24 protein-coding genes are annotated in these 26,657 nt (G+C 60.8%); 10 read left to right on the top strand and 14 right to left on the bottom strand.

Going from position 1 to position 26,657, the window contains the following annotated elements:
* Positions 1–3: 3 nt before the first annotated feature.
* Together KHP07_RS00520 and KHP07_RS00515 are read right to left on the bottom strand one after the other, a co-directional pair.
* The gene (locus KHP07_RS00520) at positions 4–1,350 is read right to left on the bottom strand and encodes a heavy metal sensor histidine kinase (protein WP_214496420.1); all 1,347 of its coding nucleotides are present in this window, start codon (positions 1,348–1,350) and stop codon (positions 4–6) included.
* Positions 1,347–2,027, bottom strand: coding sequence for a heavy metal response regulator transcription factor (locus KHP07_RS00515; RefSeq protein WP_099494409.1), 681 nt, complete (start codon positions 2,025–2,027; stop codon positions 1,347–1,349). Before KHP07_RS00515 ends, KHP07_RS00520 begins: the two co-directional genes overlap by 4 nt.
* A gap of 155 nt (positions 2,028–2,182) precedes the next feature.
* On the opposite strand from KHP07_RS00515, the gene copI reads away from it, so the two are divergent.
* Both copI and queF read left to right on the top strand, forming a co-directional pair.
* Entirely contained in the window at positions 2,183–2,695 is a 513-nt protein-coding gene (gene copI / locus KHP07_RS00510; protein ID WP_078047443.1) for a copper-resistant cuproprotein CopI, read from the top strand.
* A 69-nt stretch (positions 2,696–2,764) separates the two neighbouring features.
* Positions 2,765–3,595: an NADPH-dependent 7-cyano-7-deazaguanine reductase QueF gene (queF, locus tag KHP07_RS00505; RefSeq protein WP_214496419.1), complete on the top strand. Its 831-nt coding sequence runs from the start codon at positions 2,765–2,767 to the stop codon at positions 3,593–3,595.
* A gap of 136 nt (positions 3,596–3,731) precedes the next feature.
* On the opposite strand, the gene KHP07_RS00500 is transcribed toward queF, so the two are convergent.
* Both KHP07_RS00500 and pcrP read right to left on the bottom strand, forming a co-directional pair.
* Positions 3,732–3,998 carry a DUF4404 family protein gene (locus KHP07_RS00500; protein ID WP_214496418.1) on the bottom strand — a complete coding sequence of 89 codons (267 nt, stop codon included), beginning with the start codon at positions 3,996–3,998 and terminating at the stop codon, positions 3,732–3,734.
* A 110-nt stretch (positions 3,999–4,108) separates the two neighbouring features.
* Positions 4,109–4,717 carry an HAD superfamily inactivated hydrolase PcrP gene (gene pcrP, locus KHP07_RS00495; protein ID WP_100491273.1) on the bottom strand — a complete coding sequence of 203 codons (609 nt, stop codon included), beginning with the start codon at positions 4,715–4,717 and terminating at the stop codon, positions 4,109–4,111.
* A 195-nt stretch (positions 4,718–4,912) separates the two neighbouring features.
* On the opposite strand from pcrP, the gene KHP07_RS00490 reads away from it, so the two are divergent.
* Positions 4,913–5,602, top strand: coding sequence for an MlaA family lipoprotein (locus KHP07_RS00490; protein ID WP_078047447.1), 690 nt, complete (start codon positions 4,913–4,915; stop codon positions 5,600–5,602).
* Positions 5,603–5,663: 61 nt separating this feature from the next.
* Here the strand turns inward: KHP07_RS00490 and KHP07_RS00485 are convergent, their stop codons facing one another.
* Entirely contained in the window at positions 5,664–5,960 is a 297-nt protein-coding gene (locus KHP07_RS00485; protein WP_099494412.1) for a PilZ domain-containing protein, read from the bottom strand.
* A gap of 276 nt (positions 5,961–6,236) precedes the next feature.
* Here KHP07_RS00485 and rssB point away from each other — a divergent pair, with 276 nt between their 5' ends.
* Positions 6,237–7,418: a two-component system response regulator RssB gene (gene rssB / locus KHP07_RS00480; RefSeq protein ID WP_025856971.1), complete on the top strand. Its 1,182-nt coding sequence runs from the start codon at positions 6,237–6,239 to the stop codon at positions 7,416–7,418.
* The gene (rssC, locus tag KHP07_RS00475) at positions 7,418–7,900 is read left to right on the top strand and encodes an anti-sigma factor antagonist RssC (protein ID WP_003172602.1); all 483 of its coding nucleotides are present in this window, start codon (positions 7,418–7,420) and stop codon (positions 7,898–7,900) included. The genes rssB and rssC overlap by 1 nt, the downstream gene beginning before the upstream one ends.
* Positions 7,901–8,105: 205 nt before the next feature.
* Here rssC and tal read toward each other — a convergent pair whose 3' ends face one another.
* Both tal and dusA read right to left on the bottom strand, forming a co-directional pair.
* Positions 8,106–9,032, bottom strand: coding sequence for a transaldolase (tal, locus tag KHP07_RS00470; protein ID WP_099494413.1), 927 nt, complete (start codon positions 9,030–9,032; stop codon positions 8,106–8,108).
* 465 nt (positions 9,033–9,497) lie between these two features.
* Positions 9,498–10,484: a tRNA dihydrouridine(20/20a) synthase DusA gene (gene dusA, locus KHP07_RS00465; RefSeq protein ID WP_214496417.1), complete on the bottom strand. Its 987-nt coding sequence runs from the start codon at positions 10,482–10,484 to the stop codon at positions 9,498–9,500.
* 250 nt (positions 10,485–10,734) lie between these two features.
* Here dusA and KHP07_RS00460 point away from each other — a divergent pair, with 250 nt between their 5' ends.
* Positions 10,735–10,956, top strand: coding sequence for a hypothetical protein (locus tag KHP07_RS00460; RefSeq protein ID WP_214496416.1), 222 nt, complete (start codon positions 10,735–10,737; stop codon positions 10,954–10,956).
* 137 nt (positions 10,957–11,093) lie between these two features.
* On the opposite strand, the gene KHP07_RS00455 is transcribed toward KHP07_RS00460, so the two are convergent.
* The 3 genes from KHP07_RS00455 to KHP07_RS00445 all read right to left on the bottom strand — a co-directional run bounded on the left by KHP07_RS00455 (position 11,094) and on the right by KHP07_RS00445 (position 14,337).
* Positions 11,094–11,933: a hypothetical protein gene (locus KHP07_RS00455; protein ID WP_214496415.1), complete on the bottom strand. Its 840-nt coding sequence runs from the start codon at positions 11,931–11,933 to the stop codon at positions 11,094–11,096.
* A 366-nt stretch (positions 11,934–12,299) separates the two neighbouring features.
* Entirely contained in the window at positions 12,300–12,956 is a 657-nt protein-coding gene (locus KHP07_RS00450) for a Wzz/FepE/Etk N-terminal domain-containing protein (RefSeq protein ID WP_214496414.1), read from the bottom strand.
* A gap of 193 nt (positions 12,957–13,149) precedes the next feature.
* Positions 13,150–14,337 carry an MFS transporter gene (locus KHP07_RS00445; protein WP_214496413.1) on the bottom strand — a complete coding sequence of 396 codons (1,188 nt, stop codon included), beginning with the start codon at positions 14,335–14,337 and terminating at the stop codon, positions 13,150–13,152.
* 156 nt (positions 14,338–14,493) lie between these two features.
* Between KHP07_RS00445 and KHP07_RS00440 the strand changes: the two genes are divergently transcribed.
* The 4 genes from KHP07_RS00440 to KHP07_RS00425 all read left to right on the top strand — a co-directional run bounded on the left by KHP07_RS00440 (position 14,494) and on the right by KHP07_RS00425 (position 22,199).
* Entirely contained in the window at positions 14,494–17,316 is a 2,823-nt protein-coding gene (locus KHP07_RS00440) for an ATP-binding protein (RefSeq protein WP_214496412.1), read from the top strand.
* On the top strand, positions 17,313–18,512 hold the full coding sequence (gene pvrR, locus KHP07_RS00435; RefSeq protein ID WP_214496411.1) for a response regulator cyclic di-GMP phosphodiesterase PvrR: 1,200 nt from the start codon (positions 17,313–17,315) through the stop codon (positions 18,510–18,512). The genes KHP07_RS00440 and pvrR overlap by 4 nt, the downstream gene beginning before the upstream one ends.
* A 124-nt stretch (positions 18,513–18,636) precedes the next feature.
* Entirely contained in the window at positions 18,637–21,552 is a 2,916-nt protein-coding gene (locus KHP07_RS00430) for an ATP-binding protein (RefSeq protein WP_214496410.1), read from the top strand.
* A complete protein-coding gene (locus KHP07_RS00425; protein ID WP_078047458.1) occupies positions 21,552–22,199 on the top strand; it encodes a response regulator in 648 nt (215 codons plus the stop codon). The genes KHP07_RS00430 and KHP07_RS00425 overlap by 1 nt, the downstream gene beginning before the upstream one ends.
* Here KHP07_RS00425 and KHP07_RS00420 read toward each other — a convergent pair whose 3' ends face one another.
* Genes KHP07_RS00420 through KHP07_RS00405 form a run of 4 tightly spaced genes read right to left on the bottom strand, consistent with a single transcriptional unit; the run spans position 22,200 to position 26,641 of the window.
* The gene (locus KHP07_RS00420; protein ID WP_099494452.1) at positions 22,200–22,688 is read right to left on the bottom strand and encodes a fimbrial protein; all 489 of its coding nucleotides are present in this window, start codon (positions 22,686–22,688) and stop codon (positions 22,200–22,202) included.
* Positions 22,685–23,152 carry a fimbrial protein gene (locus KHP07_RS00415; RefSeq protein ID WP_078047460.1) on the bottom strand — a complete coding sequence of 156 codons (468 nt, stop codon included), beginning with the start codon at positions 23,150–23,152 and terminating at the stop codon, positions 22,685–22,687. Before KHP07_RS00415 ends, KHP07_RS00420 begins: the two co-directional genes overlap by 4 nt.
* Positions 23,153–23,162: 10 nt before the next feature.
* Entirely contained in the window at positions 23,163–24,062 is a 900-nt protein-coding gene (locus tag KHP07_RS00410; protein WP_078047461.1) for a fimbrial protein, read from the bottom strand.
* 2 nt (positions 24,063–24,064) lie between these two features.
* Entirely contained in the window at positions 24,065–26,641 is a 2,577-nt protein-coding gene (locus tag KHP07_RS00405) for a fimbria/pilus outer membrane usher protein (protein WP_078047462.1), read from the bottom strand.
* Between the last annotated feature and the right edge of the window lie 16 nt (positions 26,642–26,657).

Below are 26,657 nucleotides of genomic sequence, written 5' to 3'. Positions count from 1 at the left end.
GCATCAATCTCCGGTAGGCAACTCAATTACAAATCTTGTCCACCCCGCCTCAGATTCACCATAAATCCTCCCCCCATGCGCCCGCACAATCGACTGGGTAATTGCCAGTCCCAATCCCGCATGTTCACTGCTGCCTTCATGGCGCGCCGGGTCTGCCCGGTAGAATCGGTCAAACAACCTGGGCAGCAACTCCGCTGAAATACCATCGCCGGTGTTCTCCACTGAAAGCCTCACCCCATCCTCTATTCGCACACGCACTTCGCCACCCGGCGGAGTAAACCGCAACGCGTTATCCAGCAAGTTTGACAAGGCCCGGCGCAACATGCCGCGATCACCCATCGTGTGGGCTGTGCCTTCGCGCACCAGGCTGACTTGGGCGTCGTCGGCCAATAACGCAAAAAACTCCAGCAACGCATCGACTTCATCGGCCAGCGCCAAAGGCTCGCGCTTGGGCATCAGCAACCCATGATCCGCCTTGGCCAGATAGAGCATGTCATTGACCAACTGCGCCATCCATTGCAACTCTTCCAGATTGCTGTGCAGCGCCTCGCGATAATCCTCCAGCGGGCGTGGCTGGGTGAGGATCACCTGGGTCTGGGTCAGCAGGTTCGACAACGGCGTGCGCAGTTCGTGGGCGATGTCGGCGGAGAAGGCCGAAAGGCGTTGGAAGGCATCGTCCAGGCGGCCAAGCATGGCGTTGAAGGTTTGGGCCAGTTCGGCCAGTTCCACGGGCATGTGTTGCTGGGGCAGGCGCTGGGTCAAGGAATGGGCCGACACACTCGCGGCCACTTCCCCCATGCGCCGTAACGGTCGCAAGCCACTGCGGGCGGCCCAGGCGCCGAGCAGGGCGGTGGCCAGGGCTGACAGGCCGACGGTGAGCCAGATCAAATGCTGCATACGCTGCAGGAAGTGCTGGTGGTGGGTGATATCCAGCACCAGGGTCAGCTGTGGCGAGTCCGCTTGGCTTGCCCGCAACGGCGCGTTGTAGACCCGGTAGTCGGTGCCGGCGTTTTGCAGGCTGTGCAGGCCGGGTGCGGTGGGCAGATTGACGCCGGGCGCACCGTCGAACCAACGCTGGCCTTGGGCGGTGATGCGCAGCGCCAGGTCAGGTTGGCGATTGAGCTCGGCGCGCAGTTGGGCTTCACGTTGCGCGAACACCTGTGGCGAGTCGACACCCTGTAAGGTGCTGCGCAGGTTCACCAGCTTGCTGTCGAGTTGTTGCTGGTCCAACTCAATGAAGTGGGCCTCGCTGGCCCGGTTGAACAGCACGCCCGCGATCAGCGAGACCACCGCCGTGCAGGCCGCAAACAGCAACGCCAGGCGGCTGGCCAGGGACAGGCGCTTGATCAATTGACGCGCTCCTCCAGCACATAACCCATGCCGCGTACGGTGTGGATCAGTTTATTCGGGAAGTTGTCGTCGACTTTCAGGCGCAGGCGGCGGATCGCCACTTCGATAATGTTGGTGTCGCTGTCGAAATTCATGTCCCACACCTGGGAGGCGATCAGCGATTTGGGCAGCACTTCGCCTTGGCGGCGCAGCAGCAGTTCGAGCAGGGAGAACTCCTTGGCCGTCAGGTCGATGCGTTGGCCGTCCCGCTCGACACGGCGACGGATCAGGTCCAGGCGCAGGTCGGCCAGTTGCAGCGCGGTTTCCTGCGGCGTGCTGCTGCCACGGCGCAACAGGCTGCGCACGCGCGCCAAGAGCTCGGAGAAGGCGAAGGGTTTGACCAGGTAGTCGTCGGCGCCCAGCTCCAGGCCGTGTACACGGTCTTCCACGGCGTCGCGGGCGGTCAGGAACAGCACCGGGACGTCCAGGCCGGCAGTGCGTACGGCCTGGAGGATCTGCCAGCCATCACGGCCAGGCAGCATCACATCGAGTATCAACAGGTCGTAGTCGCCGGTCAGTGCCAGGTGCTGGCCGCTGGTGCCGTCGGCCACCAGTTCGGTGGTAAAACCCGCCTCCGTCAGGCCCTGGCGCAGGTATTGGCCGGTTTTGAGTTGGTCTTCGACGATCAGCAGTTTCATGGGCAGCTCTTGGCAACGGGTGACGACGGCTTTATACCTTGGGTGCCAGGGCAGGGGGACAACCTGACAAAGTTGTAATCTAGCAGTCAGTTGGCTGGCAGCAGCGCACTCTTAGAGTGTGCCCCAGGTCAGTCAGATATTTTTGGAGAGAAGAGATGGCATTGCGTACACCCCTGTTGCTCGCGGGTTGCCTGCTGGCGTTGAGTTTTGATGCCGTGGCCGATGCTGCACACACCTACGCGTTCGGCGAAGCTGCGCCCGCCAGCCAGGCCACGCGGACCGTAGAAGTGACCCTGCAGGACATTGCCTTTTCGCCCAAGTCCATTGACGTGAAAGCCGGTGAGACAGTGCGCTTTGTGCTCGTCAACAAAGGCCAGTTATTGCACGAATTCAACCTGGGCGACGCGGCGATGCATGCCGAGCACCAGAAGGAAATGCTGCAGATGCAGGCCAGCGGCATGCTTACCGCCACAGGCATGGGCAAGATGGACCACAGCGCCATGGGCCACGGTGCGATGAAACACGACGATCCCAATAGCGTGTTGGTCGAACCCGGCAAAACCGCCGAGCTGACCTGGACGTTCACCAAGGCCACGGGCCTGGAGTTTGCCTGCAACCTTCCAGGGCATTACCAGGCGGGCATGGTCGGCACGCTTAACGTCGATTGATCCGCTGGCGCTTAGGCGCGAGGGCAAAGGCTGGTAGACTGGCGCGGTTTATTTAGCCAGGTTTCCGCCATGCATCCCGCAGCCGAACATTCGCCGCTGGGCAAGTCCAGTGAATACATCTCCACCTACACGCCGTCTTTGCTGTTCCCGATCCCGCGTGCCGCCAAATGGGCCGAACTGGGCCTGAGCGCCGAGACCCTGCCTTACAAGGGCGTGGATTTCTGGAACTGCTTCGAACTGTCCTGGCTGTTGCCGTCGGGCAAGCCGGTGGTGGCCATCGGCGAATTCAGCATCCCGGCCGACTCGCCGAATATCATCGAGTCGAAGTCGTTCAAGCTGTACCTCAACTCGTTGAACCAGACCGCGTTTGCCGATACGGCAAGCCTGGAATCGACCTTGCGCACCGACCTCAGCGCCGCTGCCGGTGCGCCTGTGAGCGTGCGTATCCGCAGCCTGGCCGAGATCGAGGCAGAAGGGGTGATGGCTTTGCCGGGTGTGTGCATTGATGATCTGGATATCAGCGTCAGCAACTACGAGCATCCGCGCCCGGAACTGCTGCGCTGCGATGCCTCGCGCGTGGTCGAGGAAAGCGTGCACAGCCACCTGCTCAAATCCAACTGTCCGGTGACCAGCCAGCCGGACTGGGGCAGTGTGGTGGTGGAATATCGGGGTTCGGCGCTGGATCACGCGAGCCTGCTGGAATACATCGTGAGCTTTCGCCAGCACTCGGACTTCCATGAACAGTGTGTGGAGCGCATCTTCCTGGACTTGCAGCGCTTGCTGAAGCCGGAAAAATTGACCGTGTATGCGCGGTATGTGCGGCGGGGTGGGTTGGATATCAACCCGTACCGCAGTACTGAGGATGTGGCGTTCCAGAATGTGCGGCTGGCTCGCCAGTAGCTATCACGTAAATCAAATGTGGGAGCTGGCTTGCCCGCGATGGCGGTGTATCAGTCACCTGATGGATGACTTAATGATCGCTATCGCAGGCAAGCCAGCTCCCACATTTTGCTTCTGTGCTGGGCGGGGGGCTGTATTAGATCCCCATGCTGCCCAGCGTGTTCATGATATTGCGCAATGTCCCGGAAATAACCGGGTGCTCAGCATCGAACTCGATGGCCGCTTGATTGACATCGTCGGAAATACTGGGTGTTTGAGTGGCCGGCTCAAGTTCGAGTTGTAATTCAAACTTGGCAATCAAGGCTTCCAGCGCTTCACGCTTTTCTTCCGGCAGCGGCGGTTCCTGTTCCAACTGCCCGCGCAGGATCTCGACCTGTTCTTCCAGTTTTTTGCGATCAGGCATGACGTGTTTCCTTTTATCGATAGGCACTGGCATAGACCGCGGCACGCCGAGAAAGGTCTACGGGCTGACCTGTAGATTAATCCACTGGCGCCGACCGTGCATGATCCGTGTCAGGGCTTCTCGCCTTTAAGCTGGCGCAGGCTGATGTCGGCCAGGCACGTGCCGAGTTCGCCCAGGTGATCGATCACCGAGTGCACCCCCAGCGCGTACAGCGCGAGGGTGGCCTTGCCGCGCTTGAATTCGCGTTCCTGTTCGCTCAGCGCCTGCCATTGTTCGGGCGCCATGCCGCACAGCGAGCCGCAGGAGGCCAGGCCGATGGTCCACAAACCGGCATTGAGGCCTGATTGCAGCAGGCGTGGTTCGCCGCTGACCAACACGCAGCCCTCCAGGCGTTCGATATTCAGTGCCATCAAGGCTTGCCAGCAAGCATGGGGCGCGGGCCAGCGAATGGAGGAGGGCGGCGTGGCCTTGACCCAGTCGGGCAGCGTGGCGGCCAGGGGGGCGGTGACGGCGGGGGGGAGTTCATCCAGCCAAGCGCAGGGCACGCCTTGTTCCTTGAGGCTGCGCAGGATCTTCAGCGCCCCCGGCGTGGCTTGGGAGTCGGGAGAAGGGGAATCGGAGCGTGCCTGGGAACCGAAGTCCACCAGGCAGCCACTCAGGCCAAACAGAACGGCGGTCAAGGCGGGAGCGCTGGCGATGGCTATCTCGGCGTGAGGCATGTCGACATCCCTGAAATAGCGTTAACGCTATCGAGTCGGGATGACAAGCCGATGACAGGATTGTTAATTGTAGGAATTTTGTCCATTTTAGGTCTGACGTTTCCTAGTTGCTGCTTAATTGGCGACTTCCGTCATATACTGACCGCCTTATTCAGGGCATAGCGCCCATGACAGACCATTCAAGGAGCAAAAGCTATGCGCTGGAGCCACTACTTCGCTCAGCTGTCAGTGTGTGCCACTGTCCTGCTGGCCCCGTTTGCCGCGCACGCAGCGTCGGAAGACGACCCGTGGGAAAGCATCAACCGCCCGATTTTCACCTTCAACGATACCGTGGACACCTACGCCCTCAAGCCATTGGCCCAGGGCTATCAGTTTGTAACACCGCAATTCGTCCAGGATGGCGTGCACAACTTCTTCCGCAACATCGGCGATGTCGGCAACCTGGCCAACAACGTGCTGCAGCTCAAACCCCATAATGCCGGTGTCGACACCGCCCGCCTGCTGGTCAACACCACCTTCGGCGTGCTGGGCTTCATCGACGTAGGCACCAAAATGGGGCTGCAACGCAGCGACGAAGACTTTGGCCAGACTCTCGGCTACTGGGGGGTCGGCAGCGGCCCTTACGTGATGCTGCCACTGCTGGGCCCGAGCACCTTGCGTGACGCGCCGTCCAAGTACGTGGACAGCTACACCCAACCGTATCGCTACATGAACGATATCGGCTGGCGCAACAGCACCTTCGGCCTGAACATCGTTGACACCCGTGCCAGCCTGCTCGACAGCGAGAAGCTGATCACCGGTGACAAGTACACCTTTATCCGTAACGCTTACCTGCAGAACCGCGAGTTCAAGGTCAAGGACGGCAAGGTCGTCGACGACTTTTAAGCCGTGACGTTTTGAAATGAAAAAAGGCGACCCTCAGCGGTCGCTTTTTTGTGCGCGGTGTTCAGCGCATTTTCAGGATCCTGAGGCCCAGGTGCTGGTCGTCACCGCTGGCTTTGGTCCAGACCACCTCGGTGTCCGCCTCCAGGCCCTTGAGGGCGGCGTGCTCCGAATCGATGCGCACGGTCAACAGGTCGCCTACGTTGAACTGGCGAGGCGCCTGCACCTGCATGCCGGAGCTGGACAGGTCTACGCAAACCCCAGCGATCTCCTGGCCTGCGTGGATCAAAGACACATCGGCATCCACACGCATGCGGATGAAATCGCGTTTTTCGGCGTAGTCGCGCTCGTGTTCGCTCATGGGCTTCATCCTTACTTTGTGTTGTGGTCGTGCCTGTTCTTATAACTCCCGGTGATTTGCGGTGTAAAGACGCCCGGCGACCATCGGCATGAGCTTGAAACCCCTCACGGATGGGAGTACCGTCTGCGCCTTAGAAGGGCACCTCTGCTTTACCTTTGTGCATGGGCTAAATCCCAATGCTTTGTAGGACAGAGAGGCTAGAAAGCGAATCCAGTACGTGAGCCCGGCCATTGCCGAGCCGCCTACGCCAACCTAATTCTGGCGCCGTTTGCCCACATGCAAAAAACCAGTGCCACGCTGCTGATAATCGATGACGACGAAGTAGTGCGCGCGAGCCTCGCGGCCTATTTGGAAGACAGTGGCTTCAGCGTCCTGCAGGCCAGTAATGGCCAACAGGGTCTCCAGGTGTTCGAGCGCGACCAGCCCGACCTAGTGATCTGCGACCTGCGCATGCCCCAGATGGGCGGCCTGGAGCTGATTCGCCAGGTGACCGAGCGTGCGCCACAGACGCCGGTGATTGTCGTGTCCGGTGCCGGCGTGATGAACGATGCCGTCGAGGCCCTGCGCCTGGGCGCTGCCGACTACCTGATCAAGCCCCTGGAAGACCTGGCCGTGCTGGAGCACTCGGTGCGCCGCGCGCTGGACCGGGCCCGCCTGCTGGTCGAGAACCAGCGCTACCGCGAAAAGCTCGAAACCGCCAACCGCGAACTCGAAGCCAGCCTGAACCTGCTCCAGGAAGACCAGAATGCCGGTCGCCAGGTGCAGATGAACATGTTGCCGGTCAGCCCGTGGACCATCGACGAATTCAAGTTTGCGCACCAGATCATCCCGTCGCTGTACCTGTCGGGTGATTTTGTCGACTATTTCCGCGTTGATGAGCGCCGGGTGGCGTTCTACCTGGCCGACGTGTCCGGCCACGGCGCTTCTTCAGCGTTTGTCACCGTGTTGTTGAAGTTCATGACCACACGGTTGCTGTTCGAATCCAAACGCAATGGCACCTTGCCGGAGTTCACCCCCTCCGAGGTGCTGGGCCACATCAACCGAGGCCTGATCAGCTGCAAGCTGGGCAAGCACGTGACGATGGTCGGCGGCGTTATTGATGAAGAAACCGGTCTTTTGACCTACAGCATCGGCGGTCACCTGCCGATGCCGGTTTTATACACTCCAGACAGTGTGCGTTACCTGGAAGGGCGTGGTCTGCCGGTGGGCTTGTTCAATGAAGCCACCTACGAAGACCACATCCTGGAACTGCCGCCGACTTTCAGCCTTACGCTGATGTCCGATGGCATCCTGGACCTTCTTCCAGAGCCTACACTCAAAGAGAAAGAAGCCGCCTTGCCCCAAAAGGTCAAGTCGGCGGGCGGCAGCCTGGATGGCCTGCGGCAGGTTTTTGGATTGGCCACGCTAGGGGAGATGCCGGATGATATCGCCCTATTGGTGTTGAGCAGGAATCTTTGATGAGTACCGGAAGAATCCAATTCGCCGAGCAAGACGGGACCTTCGTCCTGAAGTTTGTCGGTGAAGTGCGCCTGACCTTGTGTTCGGCGCTGGATGCGACGATTGAGCGGATCTTCACAGCCTTGAATTTCTCGGCGATCGTGATCGATCTGACCGAAACCCGCAGCATCGATAGCACCACGCTGGGTCTGTTGGCCAAGCTGTCCATTTTGTCTCGGCAGAAGGTCGGCCTGTTGCCGACAGTCGTCACCACCCACGAAGACATCACTCGGCTCCTGCAGTCCATGGGCTTTGATCAGGTGTTCAACATCGTTGACCGCCCGATCCCCTGCCCGGAATGCTTGACCGACCTGCCGTCCCAGGACCAGTCCGAGGAAGTCGTGCGGGTCAAGGTGCTGGAAGCGCACAAGATCCTGATGGGCTTGAACGAGTCCAACCGCGAAGCCTTCCACGACCTCGTCAACGCGTTAGAGCGCCACTGATCTGCTCGGCTGCTGGAAAACCGTCCAATGTGGGAGCTGGCTTGCCTGCGATAGCTGTACGTCAGCCACCTATGTATTGCTGACCCGCCGCTATCGCAGGCAAGCCAGCTCCCACAGTTGATCCGAGGTCGGCCTGAGGTACGGGACACAAGCATAAAAAAGGGCGGCACCCGCAAGGGTACCGCCCTTTTTGTCGCCGCCTGCTTTACAGCTTGGCAGTCAACAACGCTTCAAGCTTCTCTTGGTCGCGAGCAAACTGACGAATCCCCTCCGCCAACTTCTCAGTCGCCATCGCATCCTCGTTGGACTCCCAACGGAACTGCGCTTCAGTCAAATGCACACGCGCTTCACCGGCATGGCCTGGCGACAACTTGCGCTCCAGCTTGCCTTCATCGGCCGCCAGCTTCTCCAGCAAGTCGGGGCTGATGGTCAGGCGATCGCAGCCTGCCAGCTCTTCGATCTGGCTCAGGTTGCGGAAGCTCGCACCCATCACCACGGTCTTGTAGCCGTTGGCCTTGTAGTAGTTGTAGATGCGGGTCACCGACTGCACGCCCGGGTCTTCAGCACCGGTGTAGTCGTTGCCATTGGCCTTTTTGTACCAATCGTAGATACGGCCCACGAACGGCGAGATCAGGAACACGCCAGCCTCTGCACACGCCACAGCCTGGGCGAACGAGAACAGCAGGGTCAGGTTGGTCTGGATGCCTTCTTTTTCCAGCTTCTCCGCGGCGCGGATGCCTTCCCAGGTGGAGGCGATCTTGATCAGCACGCGGTCGCGGCCAACGCCGGCTTTGTCGTACAGGTCGATCAGACGGTGCGCACGCTTGAGAATGGCAGCTTCGTCGAATGACAGGCGGGCATCCACCTCGGTGGAAATGCGGCCCGGCACCACTTTGAGGATCTCTTGACCCACCGCCACCGCAAAACGGTCGCTGGCCAAGCCTACGTCACCGTTGCAGTCCTTTACGGCTTCGTCCAGCAGATTGGCATAGCCTGGGATCGAAGCGGCCTTGAGCAGCAGGGAAGGGTTGGTGGTGGCGTCTTGCGGCTTGAGCTTGGCGAGGGTAGAAAAATCGCCGGTATCGGCTACGACAGTGGTGAATTGCTTGAGTTGTTCCAGCTTGGAAGTCATGGGCGTGCTCTGTCCTGTGGGTCTGATGACATTACCCGAGCGCCGACAGGCGCTCAAGGGCGCAAATGCGTTCGATCGTTTGCGAGGGCAATAACGTGAAAACAGCCGTTTGAATCACCGGCCTTGGTGCTAGATAGGAGGCCAAAACGGGCAGCAGGTTCAACCCAATTCGAGCTGCTGTAGGCGCTGGCTTGTCAGCGATGAGCATAGGTACCTACATAGCTCTGGGTACGGCGCCGGATCTGTGGAGAGTAAGCTTTTTCCCGCCGTCGGCCTGACACACACGACCGCTATCTATCTGTTGCCCCGCAATACAAATGTGGGAGCTGGCTTGCCTGCGAAGGCAGCCTGACAGCCGACCGCTATCTATCTGTTGCCCTGCAATCCAAATGTGGTTGCTTCAGAATCGTGTAAATACCTACGCAGCGATGAGCGCAGGCAGCCCACCCAATCATCAACCGCAACTCACCGCCCTTCCAACAACGCCCCAGCTTGGTCCAGCAACGCCAACGGATCACTCGCCTTGTGAATATCAACCGACAACAACTGCCTGAACTTGCGCGCCCCCGGGAAACCGGTGCCCAGCCCGAGGATGTGCCGAGTGATATGGTGCATCGAACCACCGGTCGCCAAATGCTGCGCAATATAAGGCCGCAATTGCACCAACGCCTCCGCCCGACTGATCACCGGCGCGTCACTGCCAAACAGCTGCTGATCCACCTCCGCCAGCAGATACGGATTGTGATAAGCCTCCCGGCCCAGCATCACGCCATCAAACGTCTGCAAATGCACATGGCACTGCTCCAGCGTCTTGATCCCGCCGTTAAGCACTATCTCCAACTCCGGAAAGTCCCGCTTCAACTGCGCTGCCACGTCATAGCGCAGCGGCGGAATGTCGCGATTCTCCTTCGGCGACAACCCCTCCAGAATCGCGATCCGCGCATGCACGGTAAAACTGGTGCAACCCGCGTCCCTGACTGTCCCGACGAAATCACACAGCTCGGCATAACTGTCCCGCCCATTGATCCCGATGCGATGCTTCACCGTCACCGGAATCGACACCGCATCGCGCATTGCCTTCACACACTCCGCCACCAACGCCGGGTGCGCCATCAGGATCGCGCCGATCATATTGTTCTGCACGCGGTCGCTGGGGCAGCCGACGTTCAGGTTCACTTCGTCGTAACCAGCCGCTTCGGCCATACGCGCGCACGCGGCCAGGTCGGCGGGGACACTACCGCCCAATTGCAGTGCAAGCGGGTGCTCGGCTTCGTTGTGGCGCAAGAAGCGGTCGTGGTCGCCGTGCAGGATCGCGCCGGTGGTGACCATCTCGGTGTAGAGCAGGGCGTGCTTGGAGAGCAGACGCAGGAAGTACCGGCAGTGGCGGTCGGTCCAATCCATCATCGGGGCAACGGAGAAGCGGCGGGAGAGTGGGGCGGTGTGTAGGGGCATGGGGGATCTGAGTTAGCGAGGCGAATGGGGCGCAGTTTATCAGGGATGGGTGTTGGGTGCCGGGGGGGTGCGCTGCGTTTCTCACCTCTTCGCCCGTCGTTGCCGAGCACTCCGCCCAGACGCCTTCCCCAAGCGTCAACCTGAACCAACCCTGTCACTCAGCAACATTTCATGATTCCCAACGGCCCTGAGGCCTACGATCACTCTTAATAGGGGCCCCTCGCGCCTCCAGCCCACAGGGAATTGAACAATGATCTCGAATCTCGTCAAAGTCGTGATGATCGCCGGCGCGTTGCTGTTGAGTGCGTGTTCGTCGGGGTCGTCGGGTGTGAGCAGCGACCCTTGTTTCACTGGGGGATGCCAGGCGTTCGGCGACCATAGCCCTGGCAAGGCGGCCAAGATGAGTTATGGCGGCAGTGGGTTGGGCAGCAGTTATGGGGAGTATGGGTCGGGGTTGTTGCATGATGATTGATTAAGCATGGGGCTGCTGCGCAGCCCAAAGCGGGGCAAGCCCGCTCACCACAAAGGGGAGGGGGGTTTAGGCTTTGGCCTGGGCAAGCACAGGTCGATGCCCAAGCTCACGCCATGATGGATTTCGCCAGTGGGGGGTTAACGGGCAGTGACCGTGCCTCTATGGAAGATCTCGCGTCGGGCGCGGCGGCTGATGTTTTCGTGTTTGCTCAGCGCATAGAGTTCATCAAAACGACTGCGATCAATCCCTTCATAGTTGCCCAATGCGTCCATGACCATCTGATCGTAATCCTGCTCGATCACGAACCGGAAAATCTCCCGCCGATAGAAAAAACCAAACTGAAAGGCCAGCACCTCGCTCAAGTGTTCGGTCGGGCTGAGGAAGCAGTTTTCCAGGTCGATGGCTTTGGTGTGCTCGGGGTGCGCCAGGTTGACCATCACATTGTTTGCCCAGAAATCCATGTGCACGACACCCTTGCCGTGCAGGGCATGCAGTAATTTGAATGACACGGTGATCAGGTTGCGGATGTCGCGCTCTTGCTTGAGCCATTCCAGTCCGTTGAGGTAGCCGTCGAGCAGCTCGGTGAAGATGAAGAATTCCTGGATCAGGCCAAACACCGACTTTCTGTAGCCGAAACCATACAGGCTGGCGACAGGAGCGCCGCGTTTGTGTGCGGTGTAGGTGTTGAGAACTTCTTCGACCGGCCAGTCGAACGTGCCGTCGCGCTTGGAGCGGCCGAACGTGACGCGCAGTTTGGGCCGGAGGCTATCGAGTGGTTGGGATTTGGCGAACAGGTCGTTCTCCATCCCTTTCAGCGGGGCGCTGACGCGGTCTGTCAGTTGGTACCGCGTGTCGATCAGGTTCTGAATCGCTTGCTGGGTGCTGTCGTCAGCGCCTTGCGTAGTGAAGACCGTAGCGTTGCGATGGGTGAGTGTTGATGAAAAGTCCAGTAGCACGCTTCTGTCAGGAAAGCTCAAAACACATCCTTGTCATTCACAATTATGACAAATATGTTACATTCTGAGCGCATTGGATCCAACCTGAATCTTCCCTGAACGAAGATTAAATAAGGGTGCGGCTCGGCTTTTTTTACCTTGACTCCGAGTGAGGATTCTGAAGCATTCGATTGTGAGCGAATGGTGTGCGGGTAGGTTTCAGCAAAAAAATACCGTGAAAAATGCCAGGCACGGTGCAATAATGGCCTTGGGCCATTATTTTACTTTCATAAAGTACTCTTGATGAAAACAACATTTTCCGCGAAATTTTTTATTGTTTTTGTTGCTTCCCTGCTGGGCTGTGTTGTTTATATCCTTATTGATGAGTTCCTGTAGCGCCCCGTATGCTCAGTTCGACTGTTTACGCTGTCGAATGAAGAACCTGCCGAGCACAAAGGCACTCCCTAGAATCAGTCCTAAAAAGGCGCCCAGAAAGGCAAACTTTTTAGTGCTTTTAGTAGTGGATATTTTTACAACATCAAGCGTGTTGAATGCTTTTAAAGTATTGCCGGCGGCCAATGCTGGCACGTTAAGCGCTATCGCTTCGGTGTTGGCAGCTTCCATGGCGGATTTCAGCTGGGCAGTCGCCAGCGCTGCCGTCATTGCGGTGGTTGAGGCAACATAAAGGACAGGCTCATTCCCACGCAATTTAGGTGGCATTTCTTTCAAGGTAACGGATTGAGCTGCCATCACACCCATGGCCGAGTAGAAAATATCACTCTGTATGGTGCTGTACAGCTTGGTTTCCGATGACAGCGCACCGGCTTTAGCTGCCGCATCCTTTTCATTGATTTCTTTATATAAGCTGTAGAGGGATGGCTTGGTAATGTAAGTGCTGGCAGTCCATTGTTCTGGCGAAGTTGCGGAAAGGGCCAAAGAAGCAACAGTGCCAACCAGGGTGGTTAGAATAATCGTGATCTTGCTATGCCACAGTACTTGAACAAGTGGTATCAGATCTATTTCATCATCATTGGAACGGGCGTTTGAATTTATTGGACTGCTCACGAAAAGTTCCTTTATTTGCGTTTTTATATTGTAGAGAAAAAAACACAATGCGCCCACGTAAAAGTACGCTTCGTATTAGATGCGAATTGTTCTTGTTTGATGGGGGCGGCGCGTCTCTTTTATAGACTCGCGTCCACCCAGCGCACCTGCTGTAGGGTTATCCCTACGATGCATTCGTTCAAATACCCACCGCTCAATGCCCGCCGTGCATTCTCCGTGCGATGAGATAAACGCCGAGCCCCACCAACGCCGTCACCGCACCGATGTATCCGGTACTCGTCCATCCCAACCCAGCCGTGATCGCCATCCCGCCAAACCAAGGGCCCAGCGCGTTCGCCAAGTTGAACGCGGCATGGTTGGAAGCCGCTGCCAGGCTAGGGGCTTCGTGGGCAATATCCATCAAGCGGATCTGCAACGGCGCTGCCAACGACACCATGGTGCCGACCAGCCCGATGCCAAGCAGCACGCTCCACAACGACCCTGCGGCAAACGGGAAGAACACCAGCACCGCCATCGACCACACCAGGATCAAGCCGACTGCACGGAATTGCATACGGTCAAACAGTTTGCCCCCGGCGATATTGCCGATAATCCCACCGACGCCAAACGCGGCCAGGCCAAACGGAATCCACTGGGGCGACACTTTGGTCACTTCGAGCATGGTCGGTGCCAGGTAGCTGAATACGCAGAACATGCCCGCAAAGCCGATGGCACCAATGGCCAGGGCCATCCACACCTGCGGCTTGGTAAAAGCCCGCAGTTCCTTGCGCGGGTCGCTGCGCTGTTCGTCGTGGCGGTGGGGCACGAACTGCCAGACCAAGGCGATGGTGCACAGGGCAATTACGCTTACCAACGCGAACGCCGAGCGCCAGCCCAGGTGCTGGCCCAGGAAAGTGGCGATGGGGTTGCCGAGTAGCATGGCTAACGTCAGTCCCATCATCACCCGTGCTACGGCGCCGGCGCGTTTATCGTTGGGCACCATGCTGGAGGCGACCACCGCAGCAATACCGAAGTAGGCACCATGGGGCAGGCCGCTGATAAAGCGGAACGCCACCAGCGAGCCGAAGGTCGGCGTGAACGCAGTGGCCAGGTTACCCAGGGCATACAGCCCCATCAGTAACAACAGCATGTGTTTGCGCAGCAGCTTGGCGCCGAGGATCGCCAGCAGTGGCGCGCCGACCATCACGCCCAGGGCGTAGGCGCTGATAGCGTGGCCGACCTGTGGTTCGCTTAAGCCGAGGTTTTGGGCAATGTCGGGCATCAAGCCCATGATGGCGAATTCGCCAGTGCCGATAGCGAAAGCACCCACGGCCATGGCCGCTTCCATTTTGGCGGCACTGCGCGCGGGCAGCACGTGCCCGGGAGTTTGGTGGATAGACATGGATCGCTCTGTTGAGATGGATAACACGAAGGAGAGCCGCCGATGCTACGCACGCAGCGGCGAACCTGTCTAGAACAGCGATTTACGGCAGAGTTCAACGGCGCTTTGAGATCCGTCTTATTCTCCGGCTCGCATGCGCGCCGTACGCTTGCGGTGATGAAACTCAAACATTTCCTGCAACCTCTCGACTCGTCCTTCTCCACGCCCAAAGCGGCCCGCAAGCTGTTGCGCCTGTTCGCCCTGGCGTTGGTGCTGGGTGTGTACGCGGGCGCCTACAGCTATTTGCGCGCCGCGCTCAGCGAGGAGATTTCGTTGCGGCGCAGCTATATGAATGAGGCGGTTTCCGATGCCCAGAGTTTCTTTGTCAGCCGCCAGACGCTGCTGAAAAGCCTGGGCCTGTCGACGGTGCGGCATGTGACGGCGCCCGTGGGCAACCTCAATAACGTGCCCGCCGAAGAGGTGCATATTACCCTGGGCGAGGCGGGCAATATCTGGAGCCTGTGGCTGACCCGGCGCATGCTCGACTATCTGGAGGCCAACCAGGTCAATCTGATTTATGTGGCCCAGCGTGCCGAGCCTGGGGTGGAACGCTTGTATACCGTCGGCCCAGCACCGCAGGCTGTGCCACAGACGGTGTTGCAGCGGCTGATGGCGGTGGATACCGGCAACGAGTCGCTCAGCGATGAGCTGTGGCTCACCGAGCAAAGCCGGCAGGATTCGCCGCTGTATATCTTTACGCGTCTGGACGAGCGCAGCCCTGCCTCGGGTTGGCTTGGCCTGGAAGTGGACGCCCCCGACCTGATCAACGCCCTGCAGCATGAAAAAGCCGGGGACTTCATGTTGCTCGACGGCACGGGCCAACTGATTTTCAGCAGTACGCCCCAGCAACCATCGGCGGCGACGGCGCTGCACCAGTATCACGCCACGGCCTGTTTCGGCTGGGAGGGCAGTCGCTGGTTGCCGGACCGCCTGGCCATCCGCAAACACTTGGGTTTTTCCCAATGGCAGATCGTCTACAGCCTCGAGCTGGGTTCGTTGTTGCCTAGCCTGGCCGTGCCGATGCTGGTGTGCCTGCTGCTGTGCGTGCTGGTGAGCGTGTTGATGGTGCGGCTGGTACGACGTATCGATCAGCGATTGATCATCCCGGCGGCCAATCGCATTGAAGCCCTGGTGGAAAGCGAGGCGTTCAGCAGCGCAGTGATTCGTATCGCGCCTGTTGCCCTGTGCGTACTGCGCCGCAGTGACGGCGAGGTGGTGCTGGAAAACCCCCTGTCGCGCCAATGGCTGGGCAACGCTCGGGAACGCGAGCAATTGTGTCACGACTGGATTCGCCGGGCCTTTCACGCCGCCGAACAAAGCAACACCGAAGAACTGCAAATGGCCGACGGCCGCCACTTGTTCCTGAGTTTCGCACCCACCCGCTACCAGCGTGAAGAAGTGTTGATTTGCGCGTTCAGCGATATCAGCGAGCGCAAGCAGGTGGAGCTGGCCTTACAGCAGGCACGCACCCTGGCGGATGCGGCCAATGAGGCCAAGACCTTGTTCCTGGCCACCATGAGCCATGAAATCCGCACGCCCTTGTACGGTGTGTTGGGCACCCTGGAATTGCTCGCCCGCACCGACCTCAACAGCCAGCAGCGTGGCTACCTGAATGCCATCGAGGGCTCGTCGGCGAATCTGCTGCAATTGATCTGCGATGTGTTGGATGTGTCGAAAATCGAGGCGGGGCAACTGTCCCTCGAACTCAGCGTGTTTTCCCCGCTGGAGTTGGTGCAAGAGGTGATTCAAGGGTATGCGGGAGCGGCCCAGAGCAAGGGTTTGCAGTTGTTTGCCTGCCTCGACCCGCAACTGCCGGACCATGTGCGAGGCGACGTTACGCGTATCCGCCAGATTCTCAATAACCTGCTCAACAACGCGCTGAAGTTCACCGAGAGCGGGCGCATCGTATTGCGCATGCGCCTGGAGAGCCGCGAAGGCGAGCGCGCCCTGTTGCAGTGGCAAGTGGTCGACACCGGCAAGGGGATTGCCGCGCACGACCAGCAGTACCTGTTCGAGCCTTTTTTCCAGGCCAGTGGCAATGCCAATGTGGTCGCGGGCACCGGCCTTGGGCTGTCGATCTGCAAGCGCCTGGTGCACTTGATGAACGGCACGCTGCGCGTGGTCAGCGAGCCAGGGCTGGGCAGCAGTTTTACCTTCACCCTGCCGTTGGAACAGGTTGACGAGTACGCCGATGAGCCGTGGGCGTTGCCGTTGCTGGGCGAGCGGGTCTACGTGGTGTCGCCGGTGCGCGAGTTGGCCGAGAGCATGGGCGGCTGGTTGCGACGCTGGGGCGCACGGGCGCAATTGGGTGTACCACACTCGGCCGAGGCCGATCCCGGCGCGGTGCTGGTTGAGCTCTATCCCGGCCCGGTCGATCCGGGCCAACGGCTGCATTGGGGTGGCCCGCGGGTGATAGTGGGCACCGATGAGCATGGCGTCTACCCAGGGCTCGTGGCCTGCTGGCAGATCGGCTTGAACAACCTGCAGGCCCTCAATCGCGCGGTCAGCCGGGCGCAGGGCATCGAGGAAAACCGTTCGCCCATCCCCTGCGAGGCACCGGCCGAGATCAACCTCAACCTGCGCCTGCTGGTGGCCGAAGACAACCTGATCAACCAGTTGATCCTGCGTGATCAACTCGAAGAACTCGGCTGCACGGTGGTGCTCGCCGGCGACGGCATTGAAGCCCTCTCGCTGTGGGGCGAAACCGCGTTCGACATGATCCTCACCGACGTCAACATGCCGCGCATGAATGGCTACGAACTCACCGAGCAACTGCGCCGCCTGGGATGCTCGCTGCCGATCATCGGCGCTACCGCCAATGCCATGCTCGATGAAGCCGAGCGCTGTCTCAATGCGGGCATGGACCACTGCCTGGTCAAGCCCTTCACCCTGCGCGCGCTCTACCAGTGCCTGCAGCCTTACCAGAGGAGCGTGGTTTGAGTGCCTATCGCGTGCTCATCGTGGAGGACCATCCCTTTCAACATGAGTACCTGATCAACGTGTTCCAGGCCATCGGCGGCTTTGACGTCGACGTGGTGTGGGACGGCGCGAGCGCGTTGCAGCGCCTGGCCCGCCAGCGCTACGACCTGCTGCTCAGCGACTTGATGATGCCGGGGATGGACGGCGTGCAATTGATCCAGCAACTGGCGCACCTTAAAGCCCCACCGGCCCTGGCGCTGATGAGCGTGGCCTCGCGACGCATGCTCGTTGGTGCCGGCCAGGTCGCGGGGAACCTGGGCCTGACCGTCGCCGGGTTGATCTCCAAACCGGTGCGCGAGCCCCAGGTGCGCACCCTGCGCGATTGCCTCGACAAACTCGCCGAACAGGCGCGCGCGCCGTGCTGTCATCGCGGCGTCAACCTGCCACGGGAGAACCTGGTGCGCGCCTTGGCCAACGGAGAGATCCAGGCCTGGTTCCAGCCAAAAAAGTCGTTGCAGGACGGGCGCATCGTCGGCGCCGAAGCCCTGGCGCGTTGGGTCCACCCGGTGGAGGGGCTGTTGATGCCGGGTGAGTTCCTGGGCGAAATCGAACGCCTGGGCCTGGAAACCCAACTGCTGACCTGCATCCTCGCCCAGACCCTGACGGCCCAGGCCCAGTGGGCGCAACTCGGCTACCGGCTGCCGGTATCGATCAACCTGCCTACCCATCTGCTCGACCAGTGCGACCTGGTCGACCGTCTGCTGGCCCAGGTTCAGCACCGGGATGCCGAGCCCCGGCAAATCACCTTCGAATTGATGGAAAGCTCCACCACACAGTTGTCCAGTAACTACTACGCTGGAGCATGCCGCTTGCGCATGATGGGTTTCGGCTTGGCGCAGGACGATTTTGGCAAGGGTTTCAGTTCCTACTTCAACCTGGTCTCCACGCCGTTCAATGAAGTGAAGATCGACCGCTCGCTGGTGCATGGCTGTGCAGAAAATGAAAGCCTGGCCTCCGCCTTGCAAAGCATCGTCGAACTGGGCCGCAAGCTGGGGCTGACCACCATTGCCGAAGGCGCCGAAACCCAGGCGGAACTGGCGGTATTGCGGCGAATTCGCTGCGACCAGGTGCAAGGCTTCCTGATTTCTCAAGGGGTTGCCGCGGATAAATTCAGTGCGTTGCTGATAGAAGATGGCCCTGCGCCAGCACTTATCTGAGCGGCCAGGGTCACACACTCAAGAAGCCCGAAGGAAGGGTCGCCCGGTCAGCCGGGCGTTATTGGCCAATGCCGGGATCATGCATAGGCTCCACGTCCTGATTCAGGCTTCTGCGGTACTGACGATGAAACATGCAAGCCTGCGCCTGGATAAGCTGGCACAGAGTTCCCAGCGCTTGAACACCGCCCTGTTGCTGCTCACCGGGCTCGTCCTGTTGCTGTCCAGCAGTTGCTACTGGGCGGTCTCGCGGTTGCTCGATGCCGAGCAAGAAAAGGTCGAGTTTCACTTCGCCCGCGTGGTTGAGATCATCCACGAGCACGAGGCGTTCCTGCGCAACGTCGCGGTTGGCTACAGCCGCAGCAATGCGCCGCCGCTGCCGTCGGTGCAATCCACCCAGGTGGTGGAGCTGCAGCGCGACGCCGGGCACGTGGTGCTGCAAGCCAAGGGCTTTGCCTTGTCGTTGCCATTTACCTTGTCCCACGCGGTGGGGTTCTCGGCGGATGATACGCGCCGCGCGCTGGCGTTTGGCGTGCAATTGACCGACTACTACGGCGGCTACTGGGCCAGTTCCTTTTATGCCTCGCCGCAGGTGTTCGTGTTTACGCCCAATGACGTCGCCAGCCTGGCCGTACCGGGCATTGGCGGCCTGCGCCAGCATCAACCGTTGTTGCGCGAACACTACCGCGAGGTGGTGAGCCGCCTGCACCAGTTACAACAAAGCCAAAGCCTGTTGCTCACCGACAGCCGCGTACGCTGGATGCGTGCGCCCTTGCAGCTGTATCCACGCAGCCGCAGCGTGGTCGCGATGATCGGCCTCGATGCGCCCGCCGCCGTGCTCCCGGCCAATCAACCCCAGGGCCTGCTGACTTTGGCGGCCGTGGTGGATACCTCCCAGGTCGATGAGTTCGAGCGGGTGCTGCAGCGCTCGGTCTACAACCAGTTCACCCTGATCTCACCCCAGGGCGATGTCTTGCTCGGCAGCCTGGGTGATGAACACATGGCGCCCCTGGGCCTGAGCTTCAACAGCCAGGGGTTGCGCTTCAAGATGCTCAGCGAGGGCGGCGAGCACTGGACTGGCCTGTACGCCATCAGCTATCAGGATTTCCTGCGCTACGCCAAGTGGCCGCTGTTGGGCCTGGGCCTGACGTTTCTGGCGGCCGTGCTGCTGGGCTGGTGGATCAACCATTGGTACAAGACCCGCATTGTCAGCCCGGCCCAACGTGCCCAGGAGCGTCTGTTCGATAGCGAGGCGTTCAACCGCATCATGCTGCACAACGCCCCGGCGGGCCTGTGTGTGGTGCGGCGCAGCGACTGCCAGTTGTTGCTGGAAAACCAACGTGCCTTGCTCCTGGGGGGCACCGCACCGCTGGTGGCCGTGCTCAAGGCCAACGACGGCCCGGACACCCCCGGCGAGATGTGCCTGGCCGTGCAGGGCCGCTACCTGCAAATTGTGGTGGTGGCCGCGCGCTACGAAGGCGAAGACGTGTTTCTGTGCGGCTGCAACGACATCACCCGCCATGTGGACGAAACCTTGCAGTTGAACCAGGCCCGCCAGGAAGCCACGGCCGCCAATGAAGCCAAGACCGTGTTCCTGGCCACCATGAGCCATGAGATCCGCACGCCCCTGTACGGCGTGCTGGGCAACCTGGAACTGATGGCCCTGACCGCCATGAGCGAGCGCCAGCGCCAGTACCTGGAAATTATCCAAGGCTCGTCCACCGTGCTGTTTCAACTGATCAGCAACATACTCGATGTGTCGAAGATCGAGTCCGGGCAAATGGCCGTGGAAGCGGCGCCGTTCAATCCGCGGCAACTGGTGGAGGAGGCCGTGCTGGGCTTTACCGCCACGGCACGCAACAAGGGTTTGCAGATCGATGCGGAAATCGACCCGCAAGTGCCCCACCAACTGCTGGGCGATGCGGGGCGTATCCGCCAGATCCTGCATAACCTACTGGGCAATGCGATCAAGTTCACCGAGTCGGGGCGCGTGCGTTTGCGGCTGACCGTGCAGGCACTGCTCGCCAATGAAGTCGCCCTGCAATGGCAAGTCACCGATACCGGCGTGGGCATTCCGGAAAAGGCCCTGGATCAATTGTTCAAGCCGTTCTACCAAGTGGCGGGCGGCCAGGATGGCAACGGGGCGGGGCTGGGACTGTCGATCTGCTCGCGCTTGAGTGAATTGATGGGCGGCAGCATGCGCGTGGTCAGTGAGCCTGGGTTGGGCAGCAGCTTTTCGCTGTTCATCACCTTGCCAATCGTTGACGGTGCCCCCTTGGTGGCCAGCCCCGAACTGGTGCCGTCGTGCCTGGATGCGCCTTGCCTGAACGTGCGGGTGCTGGTGGCCGAAGACAACCCGGTCAGCCAGGCCGTGCTGCAAGAGCAGCTTGAAGCCCTCGGCGCCCAGGCCACCGTAGCGCGGGACGGCGAGCACGCCTTGCAAATTTGGGGCTCGCAGCCGTTCGACCTGGTGATCACCGATATAAACATGCCGCGCCTCAACGGCTATGACCTGGCCCGCGCACTGCGTGAGCAGGGGGTGCAGGTGCCGATTATTGGCGTGACCGCCAACGCCCTGCGCGAGGAAGGCGAGCGTTGCCTGGCGGTCGGCATGAACGCCTGGGTGGTCAAGCCGCTGAGCATGAGCACGCTGCGTCAGGCCTTGATGGCGCACTGTCGCCGCGCCAGCGCCCTGGCGGTGCCTCCGGCGGAGCGTGACCGCGACGGCTGGATCGAGTTGTCCCCGTCCATGCGCCAATTGATGGGCGATACCTTGCTGGAGGATGTGCAGCACATTGAACAGGGCCTGGCCGCCGGCGATGCCGACCAGGTGCGCCAGCGCCTGCATAGCCTCAACGGTGCGCTGGCCAGTGTGCGTGCCGGGGTGCTCTCCAACGCGTGTCAGACCTGGGAAAACACGCTGTACGAAGGCCCCCTGGATCACTACGCGACCACGCAGATCAGGGCGTTGTGTGCGCGGCTGACGGCGGTGGCGCACTGCTTGCTGGCAGAGTCGAAAGCTCACTACAAGGAAGATAAATAATGCGAGAAATGAACGTCGTCATTGCCGACGACCACCCGATCGTACTGGTGGGCGTGCGCGAGATTGTGCAACGTGATTCACGTTATCGCCTGGTGGGCGAGGCCGTCAGTTCCAGCCAGTTGATCGAATTGTTACGCGCGCACCGGCCGCAAGTGCTGATCACTGATTTCAACATGCCGGGCGACGACACCTACGGCGATGGCTTGAAACTGATCGAGTACATCCTGCGGCACTTCGCCGACACCCAGGTGCTGGTGCTGACCATGATCTCCAACAGCCTGATCCTCACCCGTCTACAGGAACTGGGGGTGGCAGGCGTGATCCAGAAAAACCACCTGCACGGCGAAATCGAAAAAGCCCTGGGCGCCATCAGTGCCCAGCGCAACTACCAGGCGCCTGCGCCTGCGGCAACGTCGGTGTTGGGCAGCGCGTACCAGGTGCAGGAGCGTTTCCAGAGCCTGTCGCCGCGGGAAATGGAAGTGTTGCGTTTATTCGTGACGGGCATGAGCGTCAGTGATATCGCGCGGCAGTTGAGCCGTAGCAACAAGACCGTCAGCGCGCAGAAAATCTCGGCCATGCGCAAGCTGGAAGTCGACAGCGACCAGGCATTGCTGACCTATTGCATCGAGGCCCGGCAGTTCCAGTAGTCAGCGGTAGGTGACCTGCATCAACAGCATCGCGCTGTAGCTGCCCGCTTCGGGCAGTTCACCCAGGGACACGGGCTTGACCCGCAGGGTCAGTTCCAAGGGTTCGTCGATTACCGGCCAGGTGCCGGTTTTACCCAGGCTGAAATCAGCCTTCGCGCCTTTATTCAGCAAACCAAGCTGCAACCCCAGCGCCGGGCGGCTGGTGAGCAGGGTGTGGCTGTCGACGCTTCCCAGCCCGGCAGAGAGCGTAAGGCTGACGTGGCTGTTGGCTTGGCAATCGAACACCAGCGGCACGTCGGTGGCGCCGGCGCTGTCGTCGGCTAACTGGTTGAGGTTGACCTTGCCCAGCTCCACCTGTTGCGTGCTTGGAAAGCGCGCCGTGCAGGGTGGGGTGATCAGCTTGCCGGTGACGTCGATCTGCGCTTGCTCCGCCGGTTGCGCGAGGGCGGTGCCGGCCACGATCAGCAGAATCCAGGTGAGCGCCTTCATAGGTAATTGAGGGTCATGACCATGGACGACGTAAATGCGCCAGGCGCCAGCGTGCCACGCTCGACCAGCTTTGCCTTGAGGCTGATGTCCACGGTGCCGCTGAGGTTGCTGTACGTCTTGGTGGTGCCGGTGAGGTTCGCTGCAGTGTCGTCCGCCCAGAGTAACGACACACCGAGGTTGTCGGCGGTGGTCTTGGCCACGGTGGCGGTGTAGGTGCCGTTGTTGGCGGTGAAGCTGACGTTCAGCGATGAGCCCGCCGGGCACGTCATGCGTACCGGCAACGCTACGGTTTCGGTGGTTGCCACCTGGTCGGTGCGCACATTGCCGAACGCAGCCGTGAGGGTGGTGCCGGTGTTCAGCGCACAGGGTGGGCGGGTGAGGGTGCCGCTGACGGTGATATTCACCGTGTCGGCGGCCTGGGCGGTGGCGCTGAACAACGCCAGGGCGAACAGCGAAGTTTTCATGACGAGGGCCTCAGCGGTAATCGATGGTCAGGGTGTATTGGCTTTGGAATGCACCGGTGGGCGACTGGCCGGCGACCAGTTGCGGTTTGAAACTGAGATTGACGTTGTTGCTGCCAGTCTTGAGTTGCAGGTTGCGCACGCCGCTGAAGTCCACCGGGTTGTAGGAGTCGGTCCAGATCGCCTGCATGTTCAAGCCGGCCAGCGTGGTGCGTGATACCCCGGTTGTGGCGTTGACCACGGCCTGGCTCGGCCTCAGGGTGGCCGTGGCTTGCACGGCGGTCGCACACTTGACCGACACCGTGGTGGATTGCACCTGGCTGCTGAGGTCGGCGTTGCTGATGTTGCCGAAGCGCAGGTTGACGGCACTGGGCGAGCTCAGCGTGCATGCCGGTGTGTAGACGGTGTACACAAAAGGCATATCCAGGAACCATTCGGCCCATGCCAGGTAGTTAAGTGAGGTCACGCCAATACGTACTTGCACGTTGCGCGTGCCGGTTGTTCTGGGCGCGGTGCCCACCAGGTTGTAGCGATAGCGCACCACTGTGTTGAGGGGCAATCGCTGGCACGTACCACCCAGGCAGATTCCACTGAATTTACCAATATCAAGTTGCGGCAGAACGGTCCAGCTGGAGGGGTCTACAAACTGCAGTGCGGCATGGTTGTAGCCCGTCCCGTAGGTAATGCTGGTGTTCACGCCTGCCGCGTAGGGAAAGGCACGGCGAATCGTGCACGTGGCGCTGTACTCGACATTGATCGCTTCACCCGGCTGGAAACGGTAGCCATAGGTCGGGTAGCCCGGCGTTCCGCATTCGACGTTGCCGCCGATCAGTGCCTGCGCCTGAAATGACAGGCAGCAAAGCACGCCGGCCCACAGCGCCAGTGTCACGCGGTTGCGTATATTCACGATCATGGTCACGAATCCTTGGCGCCCGACCCACCGGCCGCGCGCTCACATTGAAGGTTGATCTGCGTAATCCCGCCCTCGGCGGGCCCGTCGTCGTTCAGTTTCAAGTCGCGGCTGCACCACGGTTGCCCGTCCACGCTGATCATCAGTCGCGCCTCTGGCGGCACGCCGGTCAGGAACACGCGACCTTTGTCCGCCACCAGGGTGTTGCCCAGCGAACGCCCGTCTATCGCAAAGAGCTCGGCGCGGGCGGCAAAGGGCGCGGCTTCGCCCTGGGTGTCGCTGATGCGGAACAGAATGCGTTTGCCGCGCCGAGTGTCGAAGTCCGCCAGCACAAAGGCGCCGCGATTGGGCGTGACTTCCTGCACCGGCTCGGCGATGTCGATGTCCGCGGACATCGACTGGGTGTCCAGGGACACGCGGTTCTTACGATAGGGCAGGGCGGACGGCACCACCGTGTAGCCATTGGCGTTGGTGCGCACCCCACGCTTGTTGGTGATCGCCACATCGGCGGCTCCTGGCGTGGCCACGATCACGTTGGTTTCGCCCAGCGGCTGGCTGAACATCAGGTTGCTGCCGTACGCCACCACTGAGCCTTCTACGCCCAGGTCCAATTGGCGGTTGCCGGTGGACTCGTTGTAAGCGCCGCGCACAATCGCACTCGGCGCGTCGTACTGGGCGGCGAACGTGCCGCCCGTCTGGCGTTGGGCGCCGTTGACTTGCTGCGCCACGCCCGCGCTGTAAGCCAGGGTGTCATCGTCAAAAGCGTTACCACTGAGGGTCGCGGTGCGTGACGCCGCGCCGCGCGCGCTCTGGTTCATGCTCGCGGTGACACGTTGGTTGCGCGGGCTGCCCAGGGGCATGCTGACACTCAGGGACAGGCTGCGATCGTTGCTGTCAGCACCTTTGTTCAGGCCCAACCCGAGGGAGTAGGAAACACTCCCGGCGCTCACGCTATAACCCAATTGGATCGAGGTGTCGGCATGGCCCCTGTCCCAATACGCGGTTTTCGACACGTTGGCGTACACCCCGCCGTAGCCGCCCAGTTGCTGGGACACGTTGGCGGTGAAGTTGCTTTTCATATGGCCGCGGCGGTAGGTGTCCAGGGTTTGCCCGGCATTGCGGCTGTTGAGCGCTTCGTTGAACGAGTAGTAGCTGCCAGTGGAATAGCGGTAGCCGATCAGGCTGAAATTGGTGTCGGTGGCCGCCAGGGATTTTGAATAGCGAAACCGGAACGACTGGCCGCTGGCGCTGGTTTTTTCATGGCCCATGGCGTCGCTGCGGGCGTGGGTCACGTCCACTGAAATCGCGCCGAAGCCGGCGAAGTCGTGGGCGAAACCCAGCAGGCCGGCGTTGTATTGGTCGCTGAGCAGGCTGGCGCCGAATAGCGTGGTACTGCCACTCAAACCTCGGCGCAGGGAGGCCTGGAGGAAGGCTGGGGTTTCTTGTGCAAAGGCCGACTGCGCCGGGCGGTACTGGCCGGCGAACAACGAATAGCTTTGCTGCCCCTCGCGCAGCATGTAGGGCACCGACGAGAACGACTGGGTGTAGACCTGGCGCTGGCCGTCCGGGCCTTCCACGGTGACCTCGATGTCACCATTGCTGGCGGTGGGATACAGATCCGTCAAGGCAAACGGCCCCGATGGCACCCATTGCTCATGGATCACGTAGCCACGCTGGCGGATGATCACCCGCGAGCGGCCATTGGCGATGCCGCGCACCACCGGTGCGAATTCACGGGACTGGTCGGGCAGCATGTCCAGGTCCGAGGCGATGCCCACGCCGCGATAGGGAATCGCGTCGAACAGGTCGCCCTCAGTGGTAGCGTCGCCCAGGGTGGCAATCGCCATCATGTTGCCCATGTCCCGTTGGGCATAGGTTTCCATCGACTCCCAGCGCCCGGTGTCGCCCGTGCCTTTCTGCCAGGTCGAGAAATTGCGCAGGCGCCAGGCCCCGGCATTGATGCCACTGCGAAGGCTACCGAACTGGTTCTGGCGACGGCCGCTGTCGGACTCTGTTGTGCTGCCGCTGAAGCTGTAGTTGGTGAACGCCACGTTCTCACCGGTGCTCCACTGCCGACGGCGCACCTCAAACGCAATACTGCCCAGGTACGCCTGGGGAATGTCGATCGACAGCAACTGGCGGTTGAAGTCGTAGTCGTAGACCACCCCGGCCAGGCCTTGGTCGAAGGCCACGCAGGTGGGGTCCGCATCGCTTCGGTTTTGCAGGGCCGTTTCGGCCACGCCCTGGGCGCGCAAAAAATCCGCATCCAGGCACGGGAACAGCCCCGTGGCCGAGCGATCCGCCGTGCCGGTGGCGCGCACGAAGCGCACGTCGCGCTGGTCGACAGCGTGTTGGTTGACTAGCACATCGACCCGGTAGATTCCCGGCAACTGGCCTTCGCTCATGGCGCTGACCTGTTGTTTCACCGCCGCCGAACTCTGCCCACCGCCGATCTCGAGGAACGAGGCATCGAACTCGTAGCCGGCTTGTGCGGGGGCCAGGTGCAAGGCAACGGCAGCCACGAGCGGACAGCCGAAAGCCTTCACGGCGCGACGGCGCGTGAATGGGAATGAACGGTGCATGGGCGTTCCTGATGGG

It is taken from the genome of Pseudomonas sp. VS40 (assembly GCF_018587885.1).
Lineage (GTDB): Bacteria > Pseudomonadota > Gammaproteobacteria > Pseudomonadales > Pseudomonadaceae > Aquipseudomonas > Aquipseudomonas pergaminensis.
The sequence above is the reverse complement of the archived record's forward strand: the minus strand, read 5'-3'. Positions and strand labels throughout refer to the sequence as shown.